The sequence below is a fragment of the Paludisphaera sp. genome, from assembly GCF_037189885.1.
Taxonomy (GTDB): domain Bacteria; phylum Planctomycetota; class Planctomycetia; order Isosphaerales; family Isosphaeraceae; genus Paludisphaera.
Genome location: NZ_JBBCIR010000071.1, coordinates 103,021 through 122,273 on the forward strand (window position 1 = coordinate 103,021; position 19,253 = coordinate 122,273).

The window sequence follows — 19,253 nt, forward strand, 5'->3', positions numbered from 1 at the left end:
GCTTCGTTCGTCGTGTTCGAAGCGATTTTTCGCCCGGCGAGCGTGAAACGCGCGTCCCCTCTCCCGCCGGGAGAGGGTAGCCCGAAGGGCCGGGCGGGGGTCGTCGGAGCGCGGAGATAGCCACGGTTCGCGGCCGGCGCGGCCGGCGCGATTCACGAAGCGCGATGGCCCTCACCCGCCGCTGGCGCGGCTGCCCTCTCCCGGGGGGAGAGGGGACGAATTAGCCCGGTGCCGCGGGAGCCTCGGGGCCGCGTCATCTCGCGATGCTGACTGCTTCCGGGTTGCCAAAGAGCCTCCTCATCGAACACCCGCATGGTCAGCATCGGGGGCGGCGGGATTTCAGGAATCTCGGGATTCTCTCGGGTCGGCGTTCGCCGGGTCGGAAAGGGATGACCCTTCGGGCAGCCACGGTGGCCGGGAGGCGCCGGTTTCGTATAATCTTATAGGCGCGATATCGCGGGGCGTCGCGAACCCGGGGCGGCCCCGCGCGTCCGTCTCTAGCGATTCCGCGGCCGGGATCGAAGCCCTCTCCAGTCATCAGGAAGCCGGAATGCCCGATAACGACACGACCACCGTCCCGCCGCCCGAGCCCTCGACCCCGACGGCCCGCACCCGAGCCATCAAGGCGCGGTCGATCCGCGAGGCCCAGGACGAGGTCGTCTCGGAGGCCGGCGAGCGCCGGAACCCGGAGCGGTTGGGGAAGGCCCTGGAGCACGCCAGGCTCGTCGCCCGGATCGCCGACGAGAACCGCGCGAAGGACATCCTGCTGCTGGACCTGCGCAAGGTCACCCCGCTGCTGGACTACTTCGTCATCGCCACCGCGGGCTCGCGCCGGCAGGCCAACGCCATCGCCAGCGACGTCGACGCCGAGATGAAGAAGCGCGGCGAGCATAAGCTCGGGATGGAAGGCGTCGAGGAAGGGCGCTGGATCCTCATCGACTACGGCGACTTCGTCGTCCACGTCTTCTCGGGCGAGGGCCGGAGCTACTACGCCCTCGAAGAGATCTGGGGCGACGCCCCCCAGATCCCCTGGCGCGACGAGTCGACCCCCGTCGCGGCCGCGGAGGCCCCGGCCGACGAGGCCCCGGCCGATGACGCCCCGAGCGACGAGGCCCCGGCCGCCGAGCCGTCGGCCTGACGCCCGCCACCACACCGCCAACGACACGCATCGCCCCGGACCCCGCCCTCATGAATGTCCTGAATCGCCTGCGCGCCTCCTTCGCCGCCGCCACGCCCGAGGGGGGCGACCCGTCGGCGTTCGCCGCGGCCGTCCGCCCCGCCGGCGACCCGAAGTTCGGCGACTACCAGGCCAACGGCTGCATGGCCATCGCCAAGGCCCTGAAGAAGAACCCGCGCGAGGTGGCCGCCGCCGTCGCCGAGGCCGTCGACCTGCAGCCGCTGGCCGGCAAGCCCGAGGTGGCCGGGCCCGGCTTCCTCAACGTCCGCCTCCACGACGAATGGCTCTCCGCCCTGCTCGCCGGACTCCTCCGCGACTCCTCGCGCGGCCTGCCCGCGCCCGAGGCGCGGAAGACGGTCGTGGTCGACTTCTCCTCGCCCAACGTCGCCAAGCCCATGCACGTCGGCCACCTGCGGTCGACCGTCATCGGCGACAGCCTGGCCCGGATCTTCGAGGCCCTGGGGCACAAGGTCGTCCGGGACAACCACCTGGGGGACTGGGGCGCCCAGTTCGGCATGATCCTCTGGGGCTGGAAGAACCACCGCGACCAGGCCGCCTACGACGCCGACCCGGTGGCCGAGCTGGCCCGCCTGTACCGCCTGGCGTCGTCCCGGATCAAGGAAGGCGACAAGGAGGTCGAGGCCGCCGCGCGCGCCGAGACGGCCAGGCTCCACTCCGGCGATCCCGAGAATCGCGAGCTGTGGAAGCAGTTCATGCCCCACTGCCTCGGGGCCCTGCGCGGGATGTACGACCGCCTTGGCGTGCGGTTCGACGTCGAGCTGGGGGAGAGCTTCTACGACCCGATGCTCGCCGGCGTCGTCTCCGACCTGGAGTCGAAGGGGATCGCCGAGGAGAGCGAGGGGGCCCTCGTCGTCTTCGTCGAGGGGATGAAGGCCCCGTTCATCGTCCGCAAGCGCGACGGCGCCTTCAACTACGGCACGACCGACCTGGCGACGATCCGATACCGCGAGGAGACCTGGGATCCCGACCAGGCCCTGTACGTCGTGGACGCCCGGCAGGGCGACCATTTCAAGCAGCTTTTCGCCGTCGCCCGACGCTGGGGATACGACAAGGTCGACCTCCAGCACGTCGCGTTCGGCACGATCATGGGCCCCGACCGCCGCCCGTACAAGACTCGCGACGGCGACGTGGTCGGCCTGGAGTCGCTGCTCGACGAGGCCGTCGCCGAGGCCCGCAAGGTCGTCGACGCCAACAGCCCGGACATCGACCCCGAGGACCGCGCCCGCGTCGCCGAGATCGTCGGCCTGGGCGCGGTGAAGTACGCCGACCTCTCCCAGAACCGCATCTCCGACTACGTCTTCGACTGGTCGAAGATGATGGCGATGAACGGCAACACGGCGACGTACCTCCAGTACGCCTACGCCCGCATCCAGAACATCTTCCGCAAGGGCGAGATCACCCCCGAGGCGATCCGCGACCGCGCTCCGGCCATCCTCCTCTCCCACCCGGCGGAGCGCGCGCTGGCCGTGCGCGTCCCGCGGCTCCCCGAGGTGCTGGAGCAGGCCGCCGCCGAGCTCAAGCCCAACGTCCTGACGGATTACCTGTTCGACCTGGCCAACGCCTACAGCACGTTCTACGTGGAATGCCCCGTCCTTAAGGCCGAATCCGACGAGCGCCGCGACAGCCGCCTGGCCCTCTGCGACCTGACGGCGCGGACGCTCAAGTTCGGCCTGGACCTGCTGGGCATCGACGTCGTCGACCGGATGTAATCGGGGCGGGGGAAGTCGGACGAGGCCGGTCGAACAGGATCGCGCTGGACAACCCTTCTCCCCTCGTGGGAGAAGGTGGCCGAAGGCCGGATGAGGGGGGGATCCGCAAGCCACCGGTCGCGCGCCCCCTCATCCGCCCCTCCGGGGCACCTTCTCCCACGAGGGGAGAAGGGGGTCAAGAACTCGCCCGGCGTAAACTCCATCGGCCCTGGCACGGCCCTTGAAAACGCTTCACCGGAGCCCCACCATGACGAACATCGGCCGCTGGATGCTGGTCACGCTCGCGATCGTCGCCTTGCCGCGCCTCGGCGCGGGCGAGGAGGCGGTGCCGCATCGCTCGCCGATCGCCCTGGCGCTCTCGGCCGACGGCAAGCGGCTGCTCACGGCGAACCAGACCGCGAGCACGGTCAGCCTGATCGACGCCGAGGCGCGGAAGGTGCTCGACGAGGTGACGGTGGGGGACAAGCCCGCCGGGGTGGCGTTCTCGCCCGACGGCCGTCGCGCGGTCGTCGCCAACTGGTACGGCTATGACGTCGTCGTCCTGGACGTGGTGGACGACAAGCTCGCCGTGGCCGGCCGGGTCGAGGTCGGCCCCGAGCCGCGCGGGGTGGTGATCGGCCCCGACGGCAAGACGGCCTACGTCGCCGTCGGCGTGGCCGACGAGGTGGCGCGGGTCGACTTGGACGAGCGGAAGGTGACGGGCCGGCTGTCCGTCGGCCGCGAGCCGCGTTCGCTGGCCCTCTCGCCCGACGGCGCCGCGATGGTCGTGGGCAACGCCCGCTCGCGCGGGGTGTCCGTGATCGACCTCGCCGAGTTCCGCGTGACGAAGGACGTCCCGGTCGACGGCGAGAACCTGCGGCAGCTCGCGGTGTCGGCCGACGGCCGGCACGCGTACCTCGCCAACATGTACGCCCGCGGATTCGCCACCACGCGCAACAACATCGACCTGGGCTGGGTGCTGGGCCAGCGCCTCACGCGGATCGACCTGAAGGAGACCGACCCCTACGCGACGATCTCGCTCGACCCCCGCGGCCGCGCGGCGGGCGACGCGCACGGCGTCGCGATCGGCCGCGACGGCGAATACATCGTCGTCTCCCTGGGCGGGACTCATGAACTCATGATCTTCCGGACCGCCCCGGAACGGCTCCCCTGGCGCGTGGCCGGCTCGCGAGACCTCATGCCCCCCGCCCTGATCAACGACAGGTCCGGCCGCATGCGACGGCTCGAAGTGGGGGGACGGCCGACCGAGCTGGCGTTCGCCCCCGACTCCCGGACTCTGTACGTCGCGAACTACCTCGGCGACTCGGTCCAGGTCGTCGACGTGGAGTCCGCCCGGCTGCTCGACACGATCCCGCTGGGCGCGCCCGAGACGCTCTCGCTGGCTCGCCGGGGGGAGGTCCTGTTCCACGACGCGACGCGGTCGTTCAACCAGTGGTACAGCTGCAATACCTGCCACAACGACGGCCACACGAACGGCCTGACCTGGGACACGCTCAACGACGGTCGCCAGGGTGCCGGCCAGTTCAACGACCGCAGCCGGAAGAAGACCCCGACGCTCCGGCGCGTGACCCAGACCGCCCCCTGGACCTGGCACGGCTGGCAGGAGAGCCTGGAGCAGGCCGTGGTGGTCTCGTTCACCACGAGCATGCAGGGCCCCAAGCCGACCGACGAGGAGACCCGCGCCCTCGTGGCGTTCATGGACACCCTGGACTTTCCCCGCAACCCGTACCGCCGGCCCGACGGCTCGCTCTCGCCCGAGGCCGAGCGCGGCCGGGCCGTCTTCCGCTCCGCCCAGGCGGCCTGCGCCACCTGCCACAAGGGCCCCGAGTTCACCGACGGTAAGATCCACCTCGTCGGCCTGGAAGAGCCCGACGACGCCTACGAGGGCTACAACCCCCCCTCGCTGCGGGGCGTCCACGACAAGTACCCCTACCTCCACGACGCCCGCGCCGCCACCCTCCGCGAGATGCTCGCCGGCCCCCACGCCCCCGAGATGGTCGGCGGCGAGGGGCTCGGCGAGGCGGAGATCGCGGATCTGGTGGCCTACTTGAAGTCGCTTTGATTCGAGGATTTCCACGACGCGACGCGAGAGGCTAAAGCCAGGCATCCCTTCTCCCCTCGTGGGAGAAGGTGGCCGAAGGCCGGATGAGGGGGGGACCCCGCCGGCCTTCGGTCGCGCGCCCCCTCTCCCCCCGGGAGAGGGCGGCCCTCGGGACCGGGCGAGGGTCGTCGGACTCCTGGAAATAGCGGCGGTTCAGGACTTCCGAGCCCGACGGATATTCCGAACTCCGCCGACCCTCGCCCGCCGCTGGCGCGGCTACCCTCCCCCGGCGGGAGAGGGGACGAATCCGGGCCGAGGGCCCTCTTCATCGTGGCCCGGCTCAGAGCAGCTGGCGGAGCTTCCGGGCGTAGCGCGGCATCGCGGAGATGACGTCTTCCTTGGCCTCGTACTCGATGACGACGTAGCCGGAGTAGAGGGCCCCGCGGAGGATGTCGACGAGGCGGGCGAGGTCGGCCTCCTCGGTGGGGCGGCCCTGGGGGTGGATCTCGGTCTTCACCTGGACGTTCACTGCGTAGGGGGCCAGCATCGCCAGGGAGGCGTAGGGGTCCTCGGTGCGGAAGTTGGCCGTGTCGAGGTTGACGCCGAAGTTCTTGTGGTCGATCGCCTCGACGATGCGGAGGAGCTGCTCCGGCGTGGCGGTGATGCCGCCGTGGTTCTCCACGGCCAGCACGACCCCCCTGGCCTCGGCGTGGGGGAGCACCTCGTTGTAGCACTCGACGACCCAGCCGAGCGCGGCGTCCTCGGTGGCGTCCTTGGGGACGTTGCCGGCGAAGGTGCGGATCACCGGCGCGCCGATGGACGCGGCGATGTCGATCCACTTCTTCGTCAGGGCGATCTGCTCGTCGCGCTTCGGCCCGGCGGGGAGGCAGAAGTTGTTGCCGATCGCGGTGCCGGAGACGTCCATCCCCTGGAGGAACGCATGGCGCTTCCAGCGGGCGAAGTAGGCGTCGTCGGCCTCGGCCGGGAAGTAGTACGAGGTCGGCTCCACGGCGTCGAAGCCCAGGTCGGCCGCCAGGTCGACGAACCCGAACATGTCCATCCGAGGCGGCTTGGCCGTCAACATCTGGCGGTAGGAGTACGCCGCGACGCTCAGCTTCATGCGGCCGGGGCGCGGGCGGTGGATGGGCGGGATCGCGAGCGCGGCGGGCGTTCGCGTCACGGCGGGGACGGCGGCGGCGGCCAGCAGCGAGCGGGTCAGGAATCCACGTCGGCTTCCACGGGACATCGTCGAGCCTCCAGGCGGGGCGCCCGCGACGATCCCGACGGCAGCCTGCTCGTCCGTCGCGCGGGCGCGATCCCCCGAATTTAGCCGCGCCGACCCGCCGTCGCCACGGGCGGGCCGGATTCCCGCGCGGCCCGCGAGGGGGCCGCCTCGGTACCCCCGGCGAGATCATTAAAATGAATTCATCGTCGTCTCACGGCCCCTTAAGGTTCGGCCCGCAAAATAGGGCATGGGACCGGGGCGACGAGCATTGCGGCGGGCGACCGTCCGCTTCCCCGGCCCGATCGATATCGAGGGAGGGGAGCCATGCCGACCATGGCCCTGCATTTTCTGGTCGCGATGCTGGCGGCGGGGGGGCCGGCCTTCGCCGTGGAGTGGGGCGACGCCCCGGGCGCGGTGCGCGAGGTCGTGACGACGACCCACCCGGACGCCGAGATCCGCGAGGTCAAGAAGGCCCGGCATCGGGCGAAGCCGGCGTATCAAATCGAGATCCGCGAGGCGGAGGGCCGGGTCCGCCTGGAGGTCGCGGCCGACGGGACGATCCGCGAGGAGCGGGCGGAAGTCCGGCCCGAGGACCTGCCGGAGTCGGTCGCCGCCGCGCTCGACGAGGGCTTCCCCGCTCCTCTCGCCATCGAGTCGGTGGAGAAGGTCGTCACGACCCGAGGTCGTCGCTCGAGGACGACCTACGAGGTCGAGATGACGGCGGACGGCCAGTTGTACCGCGTCGTCGCCTCCGCCGCCGGCTCGATCATCAACGTCGATTGAGGGCGGGGGGACCCGCCGTCAATCCTCGCCGCGCTCGCGGCGGACGGTGACGGCGCGGCCCTTGATGCGGCTGCCGCGGAGGGCGTCGATGACGACGTCGGCCAGGTCGCTGGGGACCTCGACGAGCGAGAAGCGGTCGGAGATGTCGATGTCGCCGACCTGGCGGCCGGTGAGGCCGGCCTCGCCGGTGATCGCGCCCACCAAGTCCTGCGGGCGCACCCCGGCGGCGCGGCCGGCTCCGACGTACAGCCGCGTCATGTTCGCGCCGCGTTCGCCGCCGTCGCGCGGGCGTCGCTCGCGGGGGTGGCCGCCGCGCGGGCCGGGGCCGGGCCTGCCGTTGCGGGAGTCGCGGAACGGGCGGTCGCGGTAGGGCTCGACGTCCGGGATCTCCTCCTCGCCGCCGTCGTCCGAGCCGATCGACTGGTGCAGGAGCTTGGCGGCGGCCATCGCCACGTCCATCACGTCGAACTCGCCGGCCAGCGACTCGACGATCACGCGGTAGTGCTCCAGGTCGCCGTCGACGACCGCCTCGCGGATCGAGGCGCGGGTCAGCTCCAGCCGGCGGGCCCGCAGGTCGGCCACGGTCGGGATCTTCTCGATGACGATCTTCCGGCCGGTGGCGTGCTCGATCATCCGGAGCTGGCGATGCTCGCGGGGCTCGGCCAGGGTGATCGCCACCCCCTCGCGGCCGGCGCGGCCGACGCGGCCGATGCGGTGGACGTACGACTCGGCCTCGACCGGCACGTCGAAGTTGATGACGTGCGACAGGTGCTGGATGTCCAGCCCGCGCGCCGCGACGTCGGTGGCGACGAGCAGGTCGGTCGTCTCGCCCCGGAACTTCTTCATGACCCGGTTGCGCTGCTCCTGGGTCATCCCGCCGTGCAGGCCCTCGACCCGGCAGCCGCGGGCGCCGAGCGTCTCCACCAGCTCGTCGACGTCGTTGCGGCGGCGGCAGAAGATGATGGCCGACGATGGGTTCTCGATGTCGAGCACCCGGCCCAGGGTCGCCAGCTTGTGGTTGCGGGGGACGATGTACGCGGTCTGCTTGACCAGCGGCACGGTCCCGGCGGCCGACGGCTCCGGCTTGATCTGGACCTTCTTGGGATCCTTCAGGTGCTTGCGCGAGATCGCCGCGATCCGCGGGGGGAGCGTGGCCGAGAACAGGACGGTCTGGCGCTCCGCCGGGGTGTCGGACAGGATCGCCTCGATGTCCTCGGCGAAGCCCATGTCCAGCATCTCGTCGGCCTCGTCCAGCACGACGATCCGCACCGACTCCAGCCGCAGCGTCTTGCGCTTGATGAGGTCGAGGGCCCGGCCGGGGGTGGCGATGACGACGTCGACTCCGCGCTCCAGGGCCCGGATCTGGGGGCCGTAGGCCTGGCCGCCGTAGACGGGCAGGACGGTGGCGCCGATCGGCTTGCCGTACTTGTGGACGGCCTCGGCCACCTGCATGGCCAGCTCGCGCGTCGGCACCAGGACCAGCGCGTAGGGGCGGGGCCGCTTCTTGTCTTCCAGCGACAGCCGGTGGAGCAGCGGGAGGGCGAACGCGGCGGTCTTGCCGGTCCCGGTGGCCGCCTGGCCCACCAGATCCTCGCCCGTCATGAGCATCGGGATCGCCTCGCGCTGGATGGGCGAAGGCTCCTCGTAGCCCAGGGCCGTCAGGGCCTCCAGGAGCCGCGGGTCGAGCCCCAACGTCGCGAAACCCGACTCGACCGCCTTCTTCGTACCCTTCTCGCCCATCCGCGGAACCTTCCCTTCGCTCGCCCCGAGCCGCCCCCGTCGTGGAAACAAACCAAGATCGTAAGGAATTCCCGATCGGCCGTCCATGGCGAAAGGGCGGGGGGCGACCCTCGATCCCGACGTCGACCGACGGACGAAGGGCCCTCCCGCCCCCGGCGCGGCGTCAGCGGGCCGCTCCTGGGCCGCCGTCGAAGCGGAGCGCGCCGTAGTCCTCATATCGGTGGAAGTTGGGCTTCGTGAGCGGGGCGCTGCTCATGAGGACGGGCCTGGTCCCCTCGGGGCCGTGATCGAAGCGGCAGAGGGCGAAGCGCCAGGTGTCGCCGGGCTTGGGGCGGCCGCCGGTGGGGGCGAAGGCGGTCCAGGGGATTCGGCCCTCGACGGCCCAGCCCTCGTCGACGTCGCCGGGGCGGTCGAGCGTCCCGCGCAGGGCGACGGCCGCCTCGTGGCCCAGCTCGGGCTCCTCGCGGAAGGGGTGTCCCAGCGGGCCGCGCTCCGGGAAGGCGACCTCGAACACCACGGCCAGGGGGTTGGCCTGGAACTCGTAGTAGGCCGGGGCGTCCGAGGGCTTGAAGAACAGCTCGAAGACGTCCCCCTCCCACAGGTGGTCGTTGCGCTGGCGGCCGGCCGACCGCAGCTCGGCGTCGTCCATCTCGGCGGCGTAGTAGAGGGCCTCGTCGTCCCAGGCGAGCATGGCCCGGGTGCCGGGCCGGGACTCGCCGACCCACAGGGCGGCGAAATCGGTGATGGGCCTCGCGTCCTTCCAGCACGGGTCGTCGAGCTTGCCGTCGATCTTCGGCGGCTGGACGGCGCGGCGGCAGTCGGCCGTCCTGGTGGTCGGCGGCTCGGCCAGGGCGGGGGCGGGGAGGCTCGCGCAGGCGAGCAGGGCGGCGGCGATCGCGATACGCATCGGCGTCCTCCGTTCGGTTCAGCGGGCCTCGGCCATGGCGTCCAGCTCGTCGAGCTTCAGGCGGACGGAGACGATGTAGGGGCTCTCCCCCTCGTCCCAGTGGCCGTAGGTCGTCGTCACGATGGTGCCGTCCGGGAGGGCTTCCACGCCGGGATAGGCGCAATCCCAGCGGTGATGGTTGTCCATCAGCCGGACCCTGTACTGGCCGTCGCGGCCGTTGACGATGTCGTCATACGTCCCGACCCACGCGACCCAATCCCCCTGCGTGGGGCTGTCCTTGGCGGTGTCTCGGAACGAGATGAACAGGCGGCCGTCGGGCGCGTACTTCGCCACGTGGCGGTCGCCGGTCAGCGACAGGGGAAGCTCCCGCGGCTTCGTCCACGTCTCCCCCTCGTCGTCCGAGAAGACGACGTGCGAGTTCCGCTTCCGGCTGTTCTCGCGCAGGAGGACGGCCATTTGCTTGCCGTCGGGCGAGCGGACGAGGCCGGGCTCGCAGAGGTGGAGGGTCGGGTCCTCGGCGATCACGGCCGGCGCGCCCCAGGTGAGGCCGCCGTCCTTCGAGATCGTCTTGAGCACGCGGAAATGGACGGGGTTCCTGGCCTTGCCGCGGGTGACGTTGCCGTCGTCGTGGAACAGGGCCATGTACGACCCGTCCTTCAGGCGCTCGACGCTGGCCATGGCGACGATGCCGCCGTACTCCCCGATGGGCGCCAGCGGGGTCCAGGTCTTGCCGTCGTCCTCGCTGTGGGCCATGCGGATCGGGGTCATGCCGGAGAAGAGGATCAGCCGCTTCTCGCCCGAGGGGCCGACGACGCGGTGGATGGTCGGGGTCTCCTCCGAGGTGGCCCAGTTATCCGGGACCGGCAGCGGCTCCGACCAGGAGAGGCCGGCGTCGTCGCTGCGTCTCAGGACGATCGGCCCCTTGCCGTGCCCCTTGGGGTAGACGATCAGCATCGTCTTCCCGTCCTCCAGCAGGACGGTCGTCGGGTGGCCGAGGTACCGCCCCGGCTCGCGGTCGACGACCACCCGACGCTGGGGTTGGTCGGCCAGGTCCAGATGGACGATCGGCGCGGGGGCCGTCTGGGCGGCGGCGGTCGTCGCGAGGGCGGCGACGGCCAGGGACGCGAGGGAGCGGAGCGGCGATGGCATCTGAGCATGGCTCCGGGGCGGGGCCTGTCGGCCCCTGGTCGGGGAGTGCCTTGGATCCTCAATCGGCCGGCTTTCGCGGACCAGGCGCGAGGGCGTCCGCCGATTTTACCCGAGCCGGGGCGGCGACGCGGCGCCCGACCGTCGTGGTACGATGGCGACCCGAGTCGGCGGATCGTCCCCCCTGATCGTTCGAGGACGGACGGCGTGGGATTTCCTTACCCCCATCACGACGCCGAGTTCCTGGCCGGCGTGGTCGGCGTCGGCCTGCTGGGGGCGGTCGCCTTCCCGCTCGCCCAGCGGCTCCCGAGATCCGTCGGGATCCCCCTGGCCCTCTTGCCGCTGGTCCTGCTGATCGCGTGGTCGGCCTGGACCTGGCACCGGGTCCGGAGGGGCTGACGCCGTCGTGTGTCGCCTCGCGCCGGAGCCCGCAGGACTTGACGCGCCCGGACGGGATTTAGAATGGACGCATGACATTCAGCCCCGCCCGACGCGGGGCCCTCTTGAGCAAGGCGGCCCATGATCGCGCGACGGACGGTATGGATCATGGCGATCGGGTGCGGCCTCTCGGTCGCCAACCTCTACTACAGCCAGCCGCTGCTGGAACGGATCGGGGCGGAGTTCGGCGCGTCGGCCGCGAGGATGGGGATCGTGGCGACGGCCGCGCAGGTGGGGTACGCGGCGGGGATGCTGCTGCTCGCCCCGCTGGGCGACCTGCTGGAGCGCCGGGGGTTGATCGTGGCGACCATGCTGGCGACGGCCCTCGCGCTGGCGGTGGTGGCGGTCTCGCCCGGGTTCGCCTGGCTGGCGACGGCGCACCTGCTGCTGGGGGCGGCGACCGTCACGCCCCAGATCATCGTGCCGTTCGCCGCGACGATCGCCGCGCCCCACGAGCGCGGGAAGGTCGTGGGGACGGTGATGAGCGGGCTCCTGATCGGCATCCTGCTGGCGCGGACGGCCAGCGGGTTCCTGGCGGTGTACGTGGGGTGGCGGGGGGTCTTCTGGCTGGCGTCCGGGCTGATGGTGGCGCTGGCGGCCGTGATGGCCCGGGCGCTGCCGCGGTCGTCGCCGACGCTCGCCGGGACGTCCTACGGGGCGCTGATGCGATCGGTCTTCGTCCTGGCCCGCGACGTGCCGACGTTGCGGACCTCGGCCCTGTTCGGGGGGCTGGCGTTCGGCTCGTTCAGCGTCTTCTGGACGGTCCTGGCGTTCCACCTGGCGACGCCGCCGTTCGGTTACGGGAGCGACGTCGCGGGCCTGTTCGGCCTGGTGGGAGCCGCCGGCGCGGCCGCCGCGCCGTTGACCGGCGCGGTGGCGGATCGACGCGGGCCGCGGCTGACGATCGGCCTGGGGTTGGTCGTGATCCTGGCGGCCTACGCGGTCCTGGCGGCGTTCGGGTGGACGCTGATCGGGCTGGTGGCGGGCGTGCTGCTGCTGGACCTGGGGGTGCAGGGGACGCACATCTCCAACCAGGCGCGCATCTACGGCCTGATGCCCGAGGCCCGGAGCCGGCTGACCACGGTGTACATGGTCGCCTTCTTCGTGGGGGGCTCGCTCGGCTCGGCGGCCGGCGCGGCGGTCTGGCCGCGGTTCGGCTGGCCCGGCGCCTGCGGCGTCGGCGCGGGCTTCGCGCTGGCGGCGATCGGCGTGTTCATCGCCACCCGCCGCGAGGGGCCCACCTTCATCCGCGCGGCCGAGACGGCGAATCCATCCTCATGACGTCCTTCCCCCCTCGCGGGGGAAGGTGGCCCGCAGGGCCGGATGAGGGGGAAGCCAAGCGAGACGGCCGCCGGAATTTGCAACGGCCGCTGGGGCGGGGCTTCGAATCCCGACGGCGCCCGCGCTCCTCGTCCCCCTCTCCTGACCGCTCCGCGGTCTGTCCTCCCCCGCGAGGGGGGAAGACGTCGGTCGTTCCATCAGCCTGCGAATACGCCCGTGAGCACTTGTTTGCCCGTCACGACGTCCGACTTCCCGGCCTGACCTTCCCGGCCAGCTTGCGCGCCGAGGCGCCCCAGCTCCCGCGGTGGACGTCGGCCACGACGGCCAGCACGATCACCGCGCCGCTGATGAGCCGCTTGGAGGGCTCGCTGGCGCCGACGTGGTCCAGCCCGGTCTGCAGCACGGCGATGATGAGCACGCCGAGGAAGCTCCGCAGGACGGACCCTCGGCCCCCCATCAGGCTCGTCCCGCCGATCACCACCGCGGCGATCGCCCCCAGCTCCAGGCCGACGCCGCCGTTGGGGTCGGCCGACGACACCCGCGACACCTGGAACACGGCCGCGATCGCCGCGCACAGGCCGGAGAGGACGAACGTCAGCAGCTTCGTCGGCCGCGGATCCACGCCCGAGAGCCGAACCGCCTCCTCGTTCGTGCCGATCGCCGTCATGTACCGGCCCAGCACCGTCCGCGTCAGCAGGACGTGACCGGCGGCCACCAACCCCAGCGCGATCAGGAAGCTCGCCGACGCCCCCAGGCCCTCGATCGGCCGCGACAGCCACTCCACCCGCGCGCCGACGTACTTCGTCTCCGACCGCGTGATCAGGTACGTCGCCCCACGCGCCGACTCCAGCATGCCCAGCGTCACGATGAACGACGGGATCGACCAGTGCACGGTCACGAACCCGTTGATGAATCCGCACGCCGCCCCGGCCGCCAGGCAGAGGAGCAGGGCGACGGGGAACGGCTGGCCCCAGTCGACGATGGCGATCCCCAGCACGGCGCCGCACAGGGCCATCACCGAGCCGACGGAGAGGTCGATGCCGCCGATCACCAGCACCAGCGTCATGCCGACCGCCACGGCGGTCAGGTCGGCCGACTGGTTGACGATCGTCTGGACCGTGCGCAACGACCAGAAGTGGTCGCTGAACCGGCCGAACAGCACGGCGAGCGCCGCCAGCACGACGAGCATCCCCAGCACGTCGCCCACGCCCCGCCAGTCGAACCTCGGCCGTCTCGCGTCGCCCATGTCAGCCGCCCGCCCCCGATTCCGTCGCCTTCGTCGCCGCCCCCGCGTAGCCCCGGAACGCCGCCGCCAGGAGCTTCTCCTCGGTCCACTCGCCGCGCGCGAAGGTCTCGACCAGCCGGCCGTCCGAGATCACCGCGATGCGGTCGCATATGAGCATCAGTTCCTCGACCTCGCTGGAGACGACGACCACGCCGGCGCCGTTCGCCGCGATCTCGTCGATCAGCCGATAGACCGCGAACTTGGCCGCGACGTCCACGCCGCGCGTCGGCTCGTCGAACAGCATGACGCGCGGGCCGCGCATGAGCCAGCGGCCGACGAGCACCTTCTGCTGGTTCCCGCCGCTGAGCTGCCCCGCCGGCTGCTCCGTCGAGGCGTAGGCGAGCTGGACCCGCTCCCCCATCGCGGCGACCTCCGCCCGCTCCTTCCTCGCCCTCAGGAACCCGAGCGGCCCCGTGAACGGCCCCATCCTGCCGAGCGTCGCGTTGAGGCGGATCGATCGCGGCAGCAGGAGCCCGTCGGCCTTGCGGTCCTCGGGGACCATCCCCAGCCCGGCGCGGACGGCCTCGCGCGGCGAGCGGAACCGCCGCGGCGGCGCCCCGGCCACGGAGACCCCGCCGGACTCGGCGACGTCGGCCCCGAAGATCGCGCGCAGGAGCTCCGTCCGCCCCGAGCCGACCAGCCCGGAGACGCCGACGACCTCGCCGGCGCGGACGTCCAGGCTCACGTCGCGGACGCGGTCGCCGCGCGAGAGGTTGCGGACGCTCAGCGCCACGTCCCCCGGGGCGCGGGCGTGGCGGACCTCGTCGCGCGAGGGGTTGGAGCCGACCATCAGCCGCACCGCCTCGTCCAGATCCATCTCGGCCGCGGGCCGCGTCGCCACGAGCTTGCCGTCGCGGAGGACGCTAATCCGATCGGCGATCCGCCGGACCTCGTCCAGCCGGTGGCTGACGTAGACGATCGCCGCCCCCTCGGACTTCAATCGGGCGATCTCGGCGAACAGGCGGTCGACCTGCGGGGAGGTGAGCGCGGCGGTCGGCTCGTCGAGGATCAGCACCCGGCATGGCCGCGCCAGGCTCCGGGCGATCTCCACGAGTTGCCGCTCCCCGACGCCCAGCCGCGACGTCGGCGTCTCGGGATCGATCGACCCCAGCCCGACCCGCGCCAGCGCCTCTACGGCGAGACGGCGCAGCTCGCCGAAGCGGACGAGCCCCAGGCGCGTCGGCAGGCGGTCGAGGAACAGGTTCTCGGCCACGGTGAGCGTCGGCAGGAGCGTCAGCTCCTGCTGGACGATCTGCGCGCCGAGCGCCTCGGCCGCGTGCTTGGAAGCCGGCCGGTACGCCGCGCCCTCCAGCGTCATCGCCCCCGCGTCCGGCGGCCCCAGCCCGGCGACGATCCGCGCCAACGTGCTCTTCCCCGCCCCGTTCGCCCCCATCAGCGCCAGGACCTCTCCCGGGTTCAGGTCCAGGTCCACGGCGCGCAGCACGGGGGCGGCGTAGCTCTTGCTCAGCCCTCGGATCGACAGCAGGGGGGCGGTCAAGGTCGGGGGGCGCCTATGCGGGACATGTCAGCATGTTTGATGAACGTCCCTTCTCCCCACGTGGGAGAAGGTGGCCAAAGGCCAGATGAGGGGGGCGTGGCGATATCACCCGGTCGCGCCCCCCTCATCCGCCCCTCCGGGGCACCTTCTCCCACGAGGGGAGGAGGGAGGACTAGCCTTCGCCCCGTTGTGATAGGCGGGGAAACTCGGCCCTCCTCACTCCTTCACCACCAGGTCGACCGGGGTGGTGCGGTCGGCGGGGGTTTCCTTCCTGGCGACGAGGTCCAGGGCGTACTGGAGGCCGAAGACGGCGAGCTGGTCGGCGTGCTGGTCGACGGTGGCGAGGATGGTGCCGTCCTGGATCGCCTGGCGCACGGCGGCGATGCCGTCGTAGCCGACGATGTGGACCTGGCCCGATCGCCCGGCCGACTTCACCGCGGCGAGCGCCCCCAGCGCCATGCTGTCGTTGCAGCACAGCAGCGCCTTGATCTCCGGGTGCTCGCTCAGCATGGCCGAGGCCACGCGGTTCGCCTGGGCGATCTCCCACTGGGCGCTCTGCGAGTCCACCACCTTCAGGTCGGCCGCCTTCGCCGAGTCCTGGAAGCCCAGCAGCCGCTGCTGGCCGTTGAACGCGGTCTTGAGGCCCTCGACGATCGCCACGGGGTCGCCCGGCTGGAGCTTGCCGGCGACGTAATCCCCCACCAACTTCGCCCCGGCGCGGTTGTCCGGGCCGACGAACGGGATCTTGACACCCTGCTCGGCGAGCACGGCGTCGTCCAGCTTGTTGTCGATGTTCACGACGGCGATCCCGGCCTCTTGCGCCCGTCGGCAGACGGAGACCAGCGCCTTGGAGTCGGCCGGGGCGATCACGATCGCGTCGACCTTCTGGCCGATCATGTCCTCCATCAGGGCGACCTGGCGGGCGATGTCGCGCTCGTCCTTGATGCCGTTGACGAGCAGGTCGAACTCGTCGGCGTGCTCGGACTGATACTTCCTCGCCCCCTCGGCCATCACCGAGAAGAACTCGTTGGCCAGCGACTTCATCACCAGCGCGATCCGGGGCTTGCCCGGGGTCGCCGGCGCGGGGGACGACGCCGAGCCGGGGGCCGCGCCGGGGGCGGACTCGCCGCCGCCGCAGCCGGCCAGGAGGAGCAGCGCCAGGGCGGCGATCGGGGTTCGACGGCTCACGGCCGGTCTCCTTCGCGACGGTCGGGGGGCTGGCTGGAGAGCTGCACCAGGGCCTCCACCACGCGGGCCGTGCGGGCGGCGTCCGGGAGGATCAGGTAGCGGCTCCGGCCTTCCGGGTTCGCCGCGTACTTCGTGAAGCCGTCCTGCTCGACCACCACGTCGCCGGGCTCGGAGAGGTCGAAGTAGCCGCGATCGGGGTGGACGGCGTACAGGACGCTGGTGAGGTCCCACGTCGGCCGGTTGTGCGGCGGCGGCTCGTAAAGGTAGTAGGCCTCGGCCAGCGGGTGATGCGCCACGTACTTGTAGTCGCGCTCGATGCTCGTCGCCGGATAGGGGGCGGCGATGCCGATCTCGAAGCCGCTGAAGATGATCTCGGTCGGCCAGTTCGCCACGAGCTTGGCGCAGCTCGGGATGTCCTGGACGACGTTGTACTCGATGTAGCGGGCGTTGCCGTGGATGGGCTCGAACGAGCCGGCCATGATCGAGAGGAACTTCACCTTCGCCTTGACCAGCTCGGCGCCGGTCAGAGGGGAGACGGCGTCGGCCGGGGTGTCGAGCAGGCGGGCGAGGTTCGTCGAGAAGCCGACCTGCACGATCGCGACGGACCCGTCGGGCTGGGAGGCCAGCGCCTTGCGGAGGACGTCGGTGGCGGGGGGGGCATCCTTGAGGTCGTGGGGGTAGCGGGACTTGCCGTCGTCCACCGCGTCGACCATCGACAGGTACTTGCCCTCCAGCTTCACGCCCCCCTCGCCGACGCCGCCGACGGGGACGGCGCCGCGGCCGTAGAAGGTGTTGACCATGTCGACGAACGGGGCGGTCCTGGGGTTGTCGACGCTGACGGTGACGGCCAGCAGCCTGCAGTCGCCGCGGGACTCCATCGCGTGGATCATCCCCAGCGCCAGGACGTCGTCGACGTCGCCGCAGATGTCGGTGTCGAAGATGACGCCGACGGGGTCGGCGGCCCTCGCCGCGGGGACGCCCCGCGCGAGGAGCAGCGACGCCCCCGCGATCAGGACCAAGTAGACGCCTCGCATCGATTCACCCTCGGGTCGTCGGCCCGCGTCGGGGCCGCTTGCACGGGACTGGTGGACGGTCGTGGGCTACTCTAACGGAGCCGCGGGGGCCGGGCAACCGCCCGACGTGGCCGGGGCGATTTCCGGTCGAGCCTCGCAAACGGGCGACGGCTGGCGTATCGTGGCGCGGTCCGCCCGGACGACGGGCGGCGCCGCCAATCGGAGCCTCCCCATGACCACCCCCGACAGCCCCCGCGACGATCGTCCCGTCGGGGCCAGCCGGCGCGACGTCCTCCGGGCCGCCGCCGGCGCGGCCGCGCTCGGGATCGCGGGCGCGGGCCAGTCCACCACCAGGGCCTCGACCATGTCCCTCATCAAGAACGGCCGGATCAAGCAGTCGCTCGTCCACTGGTGCTACGAGCCCTACTGGAAGGACTACGACGCCTTCATCAAGGTGACGAAGGACCTCGGCTGCGCGAGCGTCGAGCTGGCCCCGCCGGCCATGTACCCCCACCTGAAGGCCGCCGGCCTCACCAACGCCATCGCCCAGATCGACATCAGCCCCGACCCGCCGTTCACCAAGGGCTTCAACAACCCCGCCAACTGGGACCGCGTCATCGCCGCGACCCGGAAGTCGATCGACGAGTGCGCCGAGTACGGCTACAAGAACGTCATCTGCTTCACCGGGTATGACGAGGGGATCTCCGCGGAGCAGGGCGCCGCCAACTGCGTCGAGGGGCTGAACAAGATCGTCCCCTACGCGGCCGAGAAGGGCGTCACCCTCTGCCTGGAGATGCTCAACACCCGCGCCGACGACCACCCGATGAAGGGCCACCCCGGCTACCAGGGGAACCACGTCGACTACTGCGTCGACATCATCCGCAAGGTCGGCTCGCCCAACCTGAAGCTCCTGTTCGACTTCTACCACGTCCAGATCATGGACGGCGACCTGATCCGCCGCGTCCACCAGCTCAAGGACGTCATCGGCCACATCCACACCGCCGGCAACCCCGGACGGGCCGAGCTGGACGCCAAGCAGGAGATCTACTTCCCGCCGCTCATGCAGGCGCTCATCGACATCGGCTACGACGGCTACGTCGGCCACGAGTTCATCCCCACCCGCGACCCGCTGGAAGGGCTGAAGGAAGCCGTCGTCCTCTGCGACGTCTGATCTGATCGCGCCCGCTTTTCGCGAACCCCCCCCGGCGGCCCCTCGTCTGGATCCCGCCGGGGCTTTCGTCGGCCCCACCCTTCTTCGTCTCGGGAGGTCCGCCATGAACGAGAGGATCGCGTATGGGAAGGTCGCGCCCGATGGCCTGAAGGCGATGCTCGGCCTGGAGGGCTACGCCCGAAAGTCCGGCCTGGAGTCGTCGCTGCTGGAGCTGGTCAAGACGCGGGCGTCGCAGATCAACGGCTGCGCGTTCTGCATCGACATGCACACCAAGGACGCCCGCGCCCACGGCGAGACCGAGCAGCGACTCTACGGGCTGAACGCCTGGCGCGAGACCCCGTTCTACACCGACCGCGAGCGCGCCGCGCTCGCGTGGACCGAGGCCGTGACCCTGGTGGCCGACGGCCACGTCCCGGACGAGGCGTACGAGCAGGCCCGCCAGCACTTCGAGGAGAAGGAGCTGGTCGACCTGACGTTCGCGATCGTCGCCATCAACGGCTGGAACCGGCTGGCCGTCGCCTTCCGCGCCCCTGTGGGGACCTATGAGCCCCCCTCGAAAAAGCCCCAGGCGTGAGCGAGGCCGGGGCGATCGGCGGGCCTCGGCCGGGGGGGAGGCGGGGTCCGATCCAC

General features: G+C 71.5%; 16 protein-coding genes. 8 read left to right on the plus strand and 8 right to left on the minus strand.

From position 1 onward, the window contains the following. The first annotated feature begins 550 nt into the window (after positions 1-550). From rsfS to WG209_RS19455, 3 genes are all read left to right on the plus strand, one after another. The gene (rsfS, locus tag WG209_RS19445) at positions 551-1,138 is read left to right on the plus strand and encodes a ribosome silencing factor (RefSeq protein ID WP_337176747.1); all 588 of its coding nucleotides are present in this window, start codon (positions 551-553) and stop codon (positions 1,136-1,138) included. Between the two features lie 50 nt (positions 1,139-1,188). Beyond that, positions 1,189-2,907 (plus strand): arginine--tRNA ligase, encoded by a 1,719-nt coding sequence (gene argS, locus WG209_RS19450; protein ID WP_337176748.1) that lies wholly within the window; start codon positions 1,189-1,191, stop codon positions 2,905-2,907. A gap of 247 nt (positions 2,908-3,154) precedes the next feature. Then, positions 3,155-4,969, plus strand: coding sequence for a cytochrome c peroxidase (locus tag WG209_RS19455; RefSeq protein WP_337176749.1), 1,815 nt, complete (start codon positions 3,155-3,157; stop codon positions 4,967-4,969). 319 nt (positions 4,970-5,288) lie between these two features. Here WG209_RS19455 and WG209_RS19460 read toward each other — a convergent pair whose 3' ends face one another. Then, a complete protein-coding gene (locus tag WG209_RS19460; RefSeq protein WP_337176750.1) occupies positions 5,289-6,194 on the minus strand; it encodes a sugar phosphate isomerase/epimerase family protein in 906 nt (301 codons plus the stop codon). A gap of 303 nt (positions 6,195-6,497) precedes the next feature. Between WG209_RS19460 and WG209_RS19465 the strand changes: the two genes are divergently transcribed. Then, complete coding sequence (locus tag WG209_RS19465) at positions 6,498-6,956, plus strand: hypothetical protein (RefSeq protein WP_337176751.1); 459 nt, start codon at positions 6,498-6,500, stop codon at positions 6,954-6,956. Between the two features lie 18 nt (positions 6,957-6,974). On the opposite strand, the gene WG209_RS19470 is transcribed toward WG209_RS19465, so the two are convergent. The 3 genes from WG209_RS19470 to WG209_RS19480 form a co-directional block, all read right to left on the minus strand. Further along, positions 6,975-8,696 (minus strand): DEAD/DEAH box helicase, encoded by a 1,722-nt coding sequence (locus tag WG209_RS19470; protein WP_337176752.1) that lies wholly within the window; start codon positions 8,694-8,696, stop codon positions 6,975-6,977. Positions 8,697-8,859: 163 nt separating this feature from the next. Continuing rightward, positions 8,860-9,603: a carbohydrate-binding family 9-like protein gene (locus WG209_RS19475; protein ID WP_337176753.1), complete on the minus strand. Its 744-nt coding sequence runs from the start codon at positions 9,601-9,603 to the stop codon at positions 8,860-8,862. An 18-nt stretch (positions 9,604-9,621) separates the two neighbouring features. Beyond that, positions 9,622-10,752 (minus strand): sialidase family protein, encoded by a 1,131-nt coding sequence (locus WG209_RS19480; RefSeq protein WP_337176754.1) that lies wholly within the window; start codon positions 10,750-10,752, stop codon positions 9,622-9,624. 204 nt (positions 10,753-10,956) lie between these two features. Here WG209_RS19480 and WG209_RS19485 point away from each other — a divergent pair, with 204 nt between their 5' ends. Together WG209_RS19485 and WG209_RS19490 are read left to right on the plus strand one after the other, a co-directional pair. Beyond that, positions 10,957-11,148, plus strand: a complete 192-nt coding sequence (locus WG209_RS19485) for a hypothetical protein (RefSeq protein ID WP_337176755.1) — start codon at positions 10,957-10,959, stop codon at positions 11,146-11,148. Between the two features lie 120 nt (positions 11,149-11,268). After that, positions 11,269-12,468 (plus strand): MFS transporter, encoded by a 1,200-nt coding sequence (locus WG209_RS19490; protein ID WP_337176756.1) that lies wholly within the window; start codon positions 11,269-11,271, stop codon positions 12,466-12,468. Positions 12,469-12,703: 235 nt separating this feature from the next. Here WG209_RS19490 and WG209_RS19495 read toward each other — a convergent pair whose 3' ends face one another. From WG209_RS19495 to WG209_RS19510, 4 genes are all read right to left on the minus strand, one after another. Further along, the gene (locus WG209_RS19495; protein ID WP_337176757.1) at positions 12,704-13,714 is read right to left on the minus strand and encodes an ABC transporter permease; all 1,011 of its coding nucleotides are present in this window, start codon (positions 13,712-13,714) and stop codon (positions 12,704-12,706) included. Between the two features lies 1 nt (position 13,715). Further along, on the minus strand, positions 13,716-15,251 hold the full coding sequence (locus WG209_RS19500; RefSeq protein WP_337176758.1) for a sugar ABC transporter ATP-binding protein: 1,536 nt from the start codon (positions 15,249-15,251) through the stop codon (positions 13,716-13,718). A gap of 216 nt (positions 15,252-15,467) precedes the next feature. After that, the gene (locus WG209_RS19505) at positions 15,468-16,439 is read right to left on the minus strand and encodes a sugar ABC transporter substrate-binding protein (protein WP_337176759.1); all 972 of its coding nucleotides are present in this window, start codon (positions 16,437-16,439) and stop codon (positions 15,468-15,470) included. Further along, positions 16,436-17,473 carry a nucleoside hydrolase gene (locus WG209_RS19510; RefSeq protein WP_337176760.1) on the minus strand — a complete coding sequence of 346 codons (1,038 nt, stop codon included), beginning with the start codon at positions 17,471-17,473 and terminating at the stop codon, positions 16,436-16,438. The genes WG209_RS19505 and WG209_RS19510 overlap by 4 nt, the downstream gene beginning before the upstream one ends. Positions 17,474-17,684: 211 nt before the next feature. Between WG209_RS19510 and WG209_RS19515 the strand changes: the two genes are divergently transcribed. After that, positions 17,685-18,623, plus strand: a complete 939-nt coding sequence (locus WG209_RS19515; protein ID WP_337176761.1) for a TIM barrel protein — start codon at positions 17,685-17,687, stop codon at positions 18,621-18,623. Positions 18,624-18,726: 103 nt separating this feature from the next. Next, positions 18,727-19,197, plus strand: a complete 471-nt coding sequence (locus WG209_RS19520; RefSeq protein ID WP_337176762.1) for a carboxymuconolactone decarboxylase family protein — start codon at positions 18,727-18,729, stop codon at positions 19,195-19,197. The last annotated feature ends 56 nt before the right edge of the window (positions 19,198-19,253 follow it).

What these genes read in the sequence shown, in the direction of transcription:
- rsfS (WP_337176747.1), top strand. Translation starts at nt 551, where the DNA reads ATGCCCGATAACGACACGACCACCGTCCCGCCGCCCGAGCCCTCGACC.
- argS (WP_337176748.1), top strand. Translation starts at nt 1,189, where the DNA reads ATGAATGTCCTGAATCGCCTGCGCGCCTCCTTCGCCGCCGCCACGCCC.
- WG209_RS19455 (WP_337176749.1), top strand. Translation starts at nt 3,155, where the DNA reads ATGACGAACATCGGCCGCTGGATGCTGGTCACGCTCGCGATCGTCGCC.
- WG209_RS19460 (WP_337176750.1), bottom strand. Translation starts at nt 6,194, where the DNA reads ATGTCCCGTGGAAGCCGACGTGGATTCCTGACCCGCTCGCTGCTGGCC.
- WG209_RS19465 (WP_337176751.1), top strand. Translation starts at nt 6,498, where the DNA reads ATGCCGACCATGGCCCTGCATTTTCTGGTCGCGATGCTGGCGGCGGGG.
- WG209_RS19470 (WP_337176752.1), bottom strand. Translation starts at nt 8,696, where the DNA reads ATGGGCGAGAAGGGTACGAAGAAGGCGGTCGAGTCGGGTTTCGCGACG.
- WG209_RS19475 (WP_337176753.1), bottom strand. Translation starts at nt 9,603, where the DNA reads ATGCGTATCGCGATCGCCGCCGCCCTGCTCGCCTGCGCGAGCCTCCCC.
- WG209_RS19480 (WP_337176754.1), bottom strand. Translation starts at nt 10,752, where the DNA reads ATGCCATCGCCGCTCCGCTCCCTCGCGTCCCTGGCCGTCGCCGCCCTC.
- WG209_RS19490 (WP_337176756.1), top strand. Translation starts at nt 11,269, where the DNA reads ATGATCGCGCGACGGACGGTATGGATCATGGCGATCGGGTGCGGCCTC.
- WG209_RS19495 (WP_337176757.1), bottom strand. Translation starts at nt 13,714, where the DNA reads ATGGGCGACGCGAGACGGCCGAGGTTCGACTGGCGGGGCGTGGGCGAC.
- WG209_RS19510 (WP_337176760.1), bottom strand. Translation starts at nt 17,473, where the DNA reads ATGCGAGGCGTCTACTTGGTCCTGATCGCGGGGGCGTCGCTGCTCCTC.
- WG209_RS19515 (WP_337176761.1), top strand. Translation starts at nt 17,685, where the DNA reads ATGACCACCCCCGACAGCCCCCGCGACGATCGTCCCGTCGGGGCCAGC.
- WG209_RS19520 (WP_337176762.1), top strand. Translation starts at nt 18,727, where the DNA reads ATGAACGAGAGGATCGCGTATGGGAAGGTCGCGCCCGATGGCCTGAAG.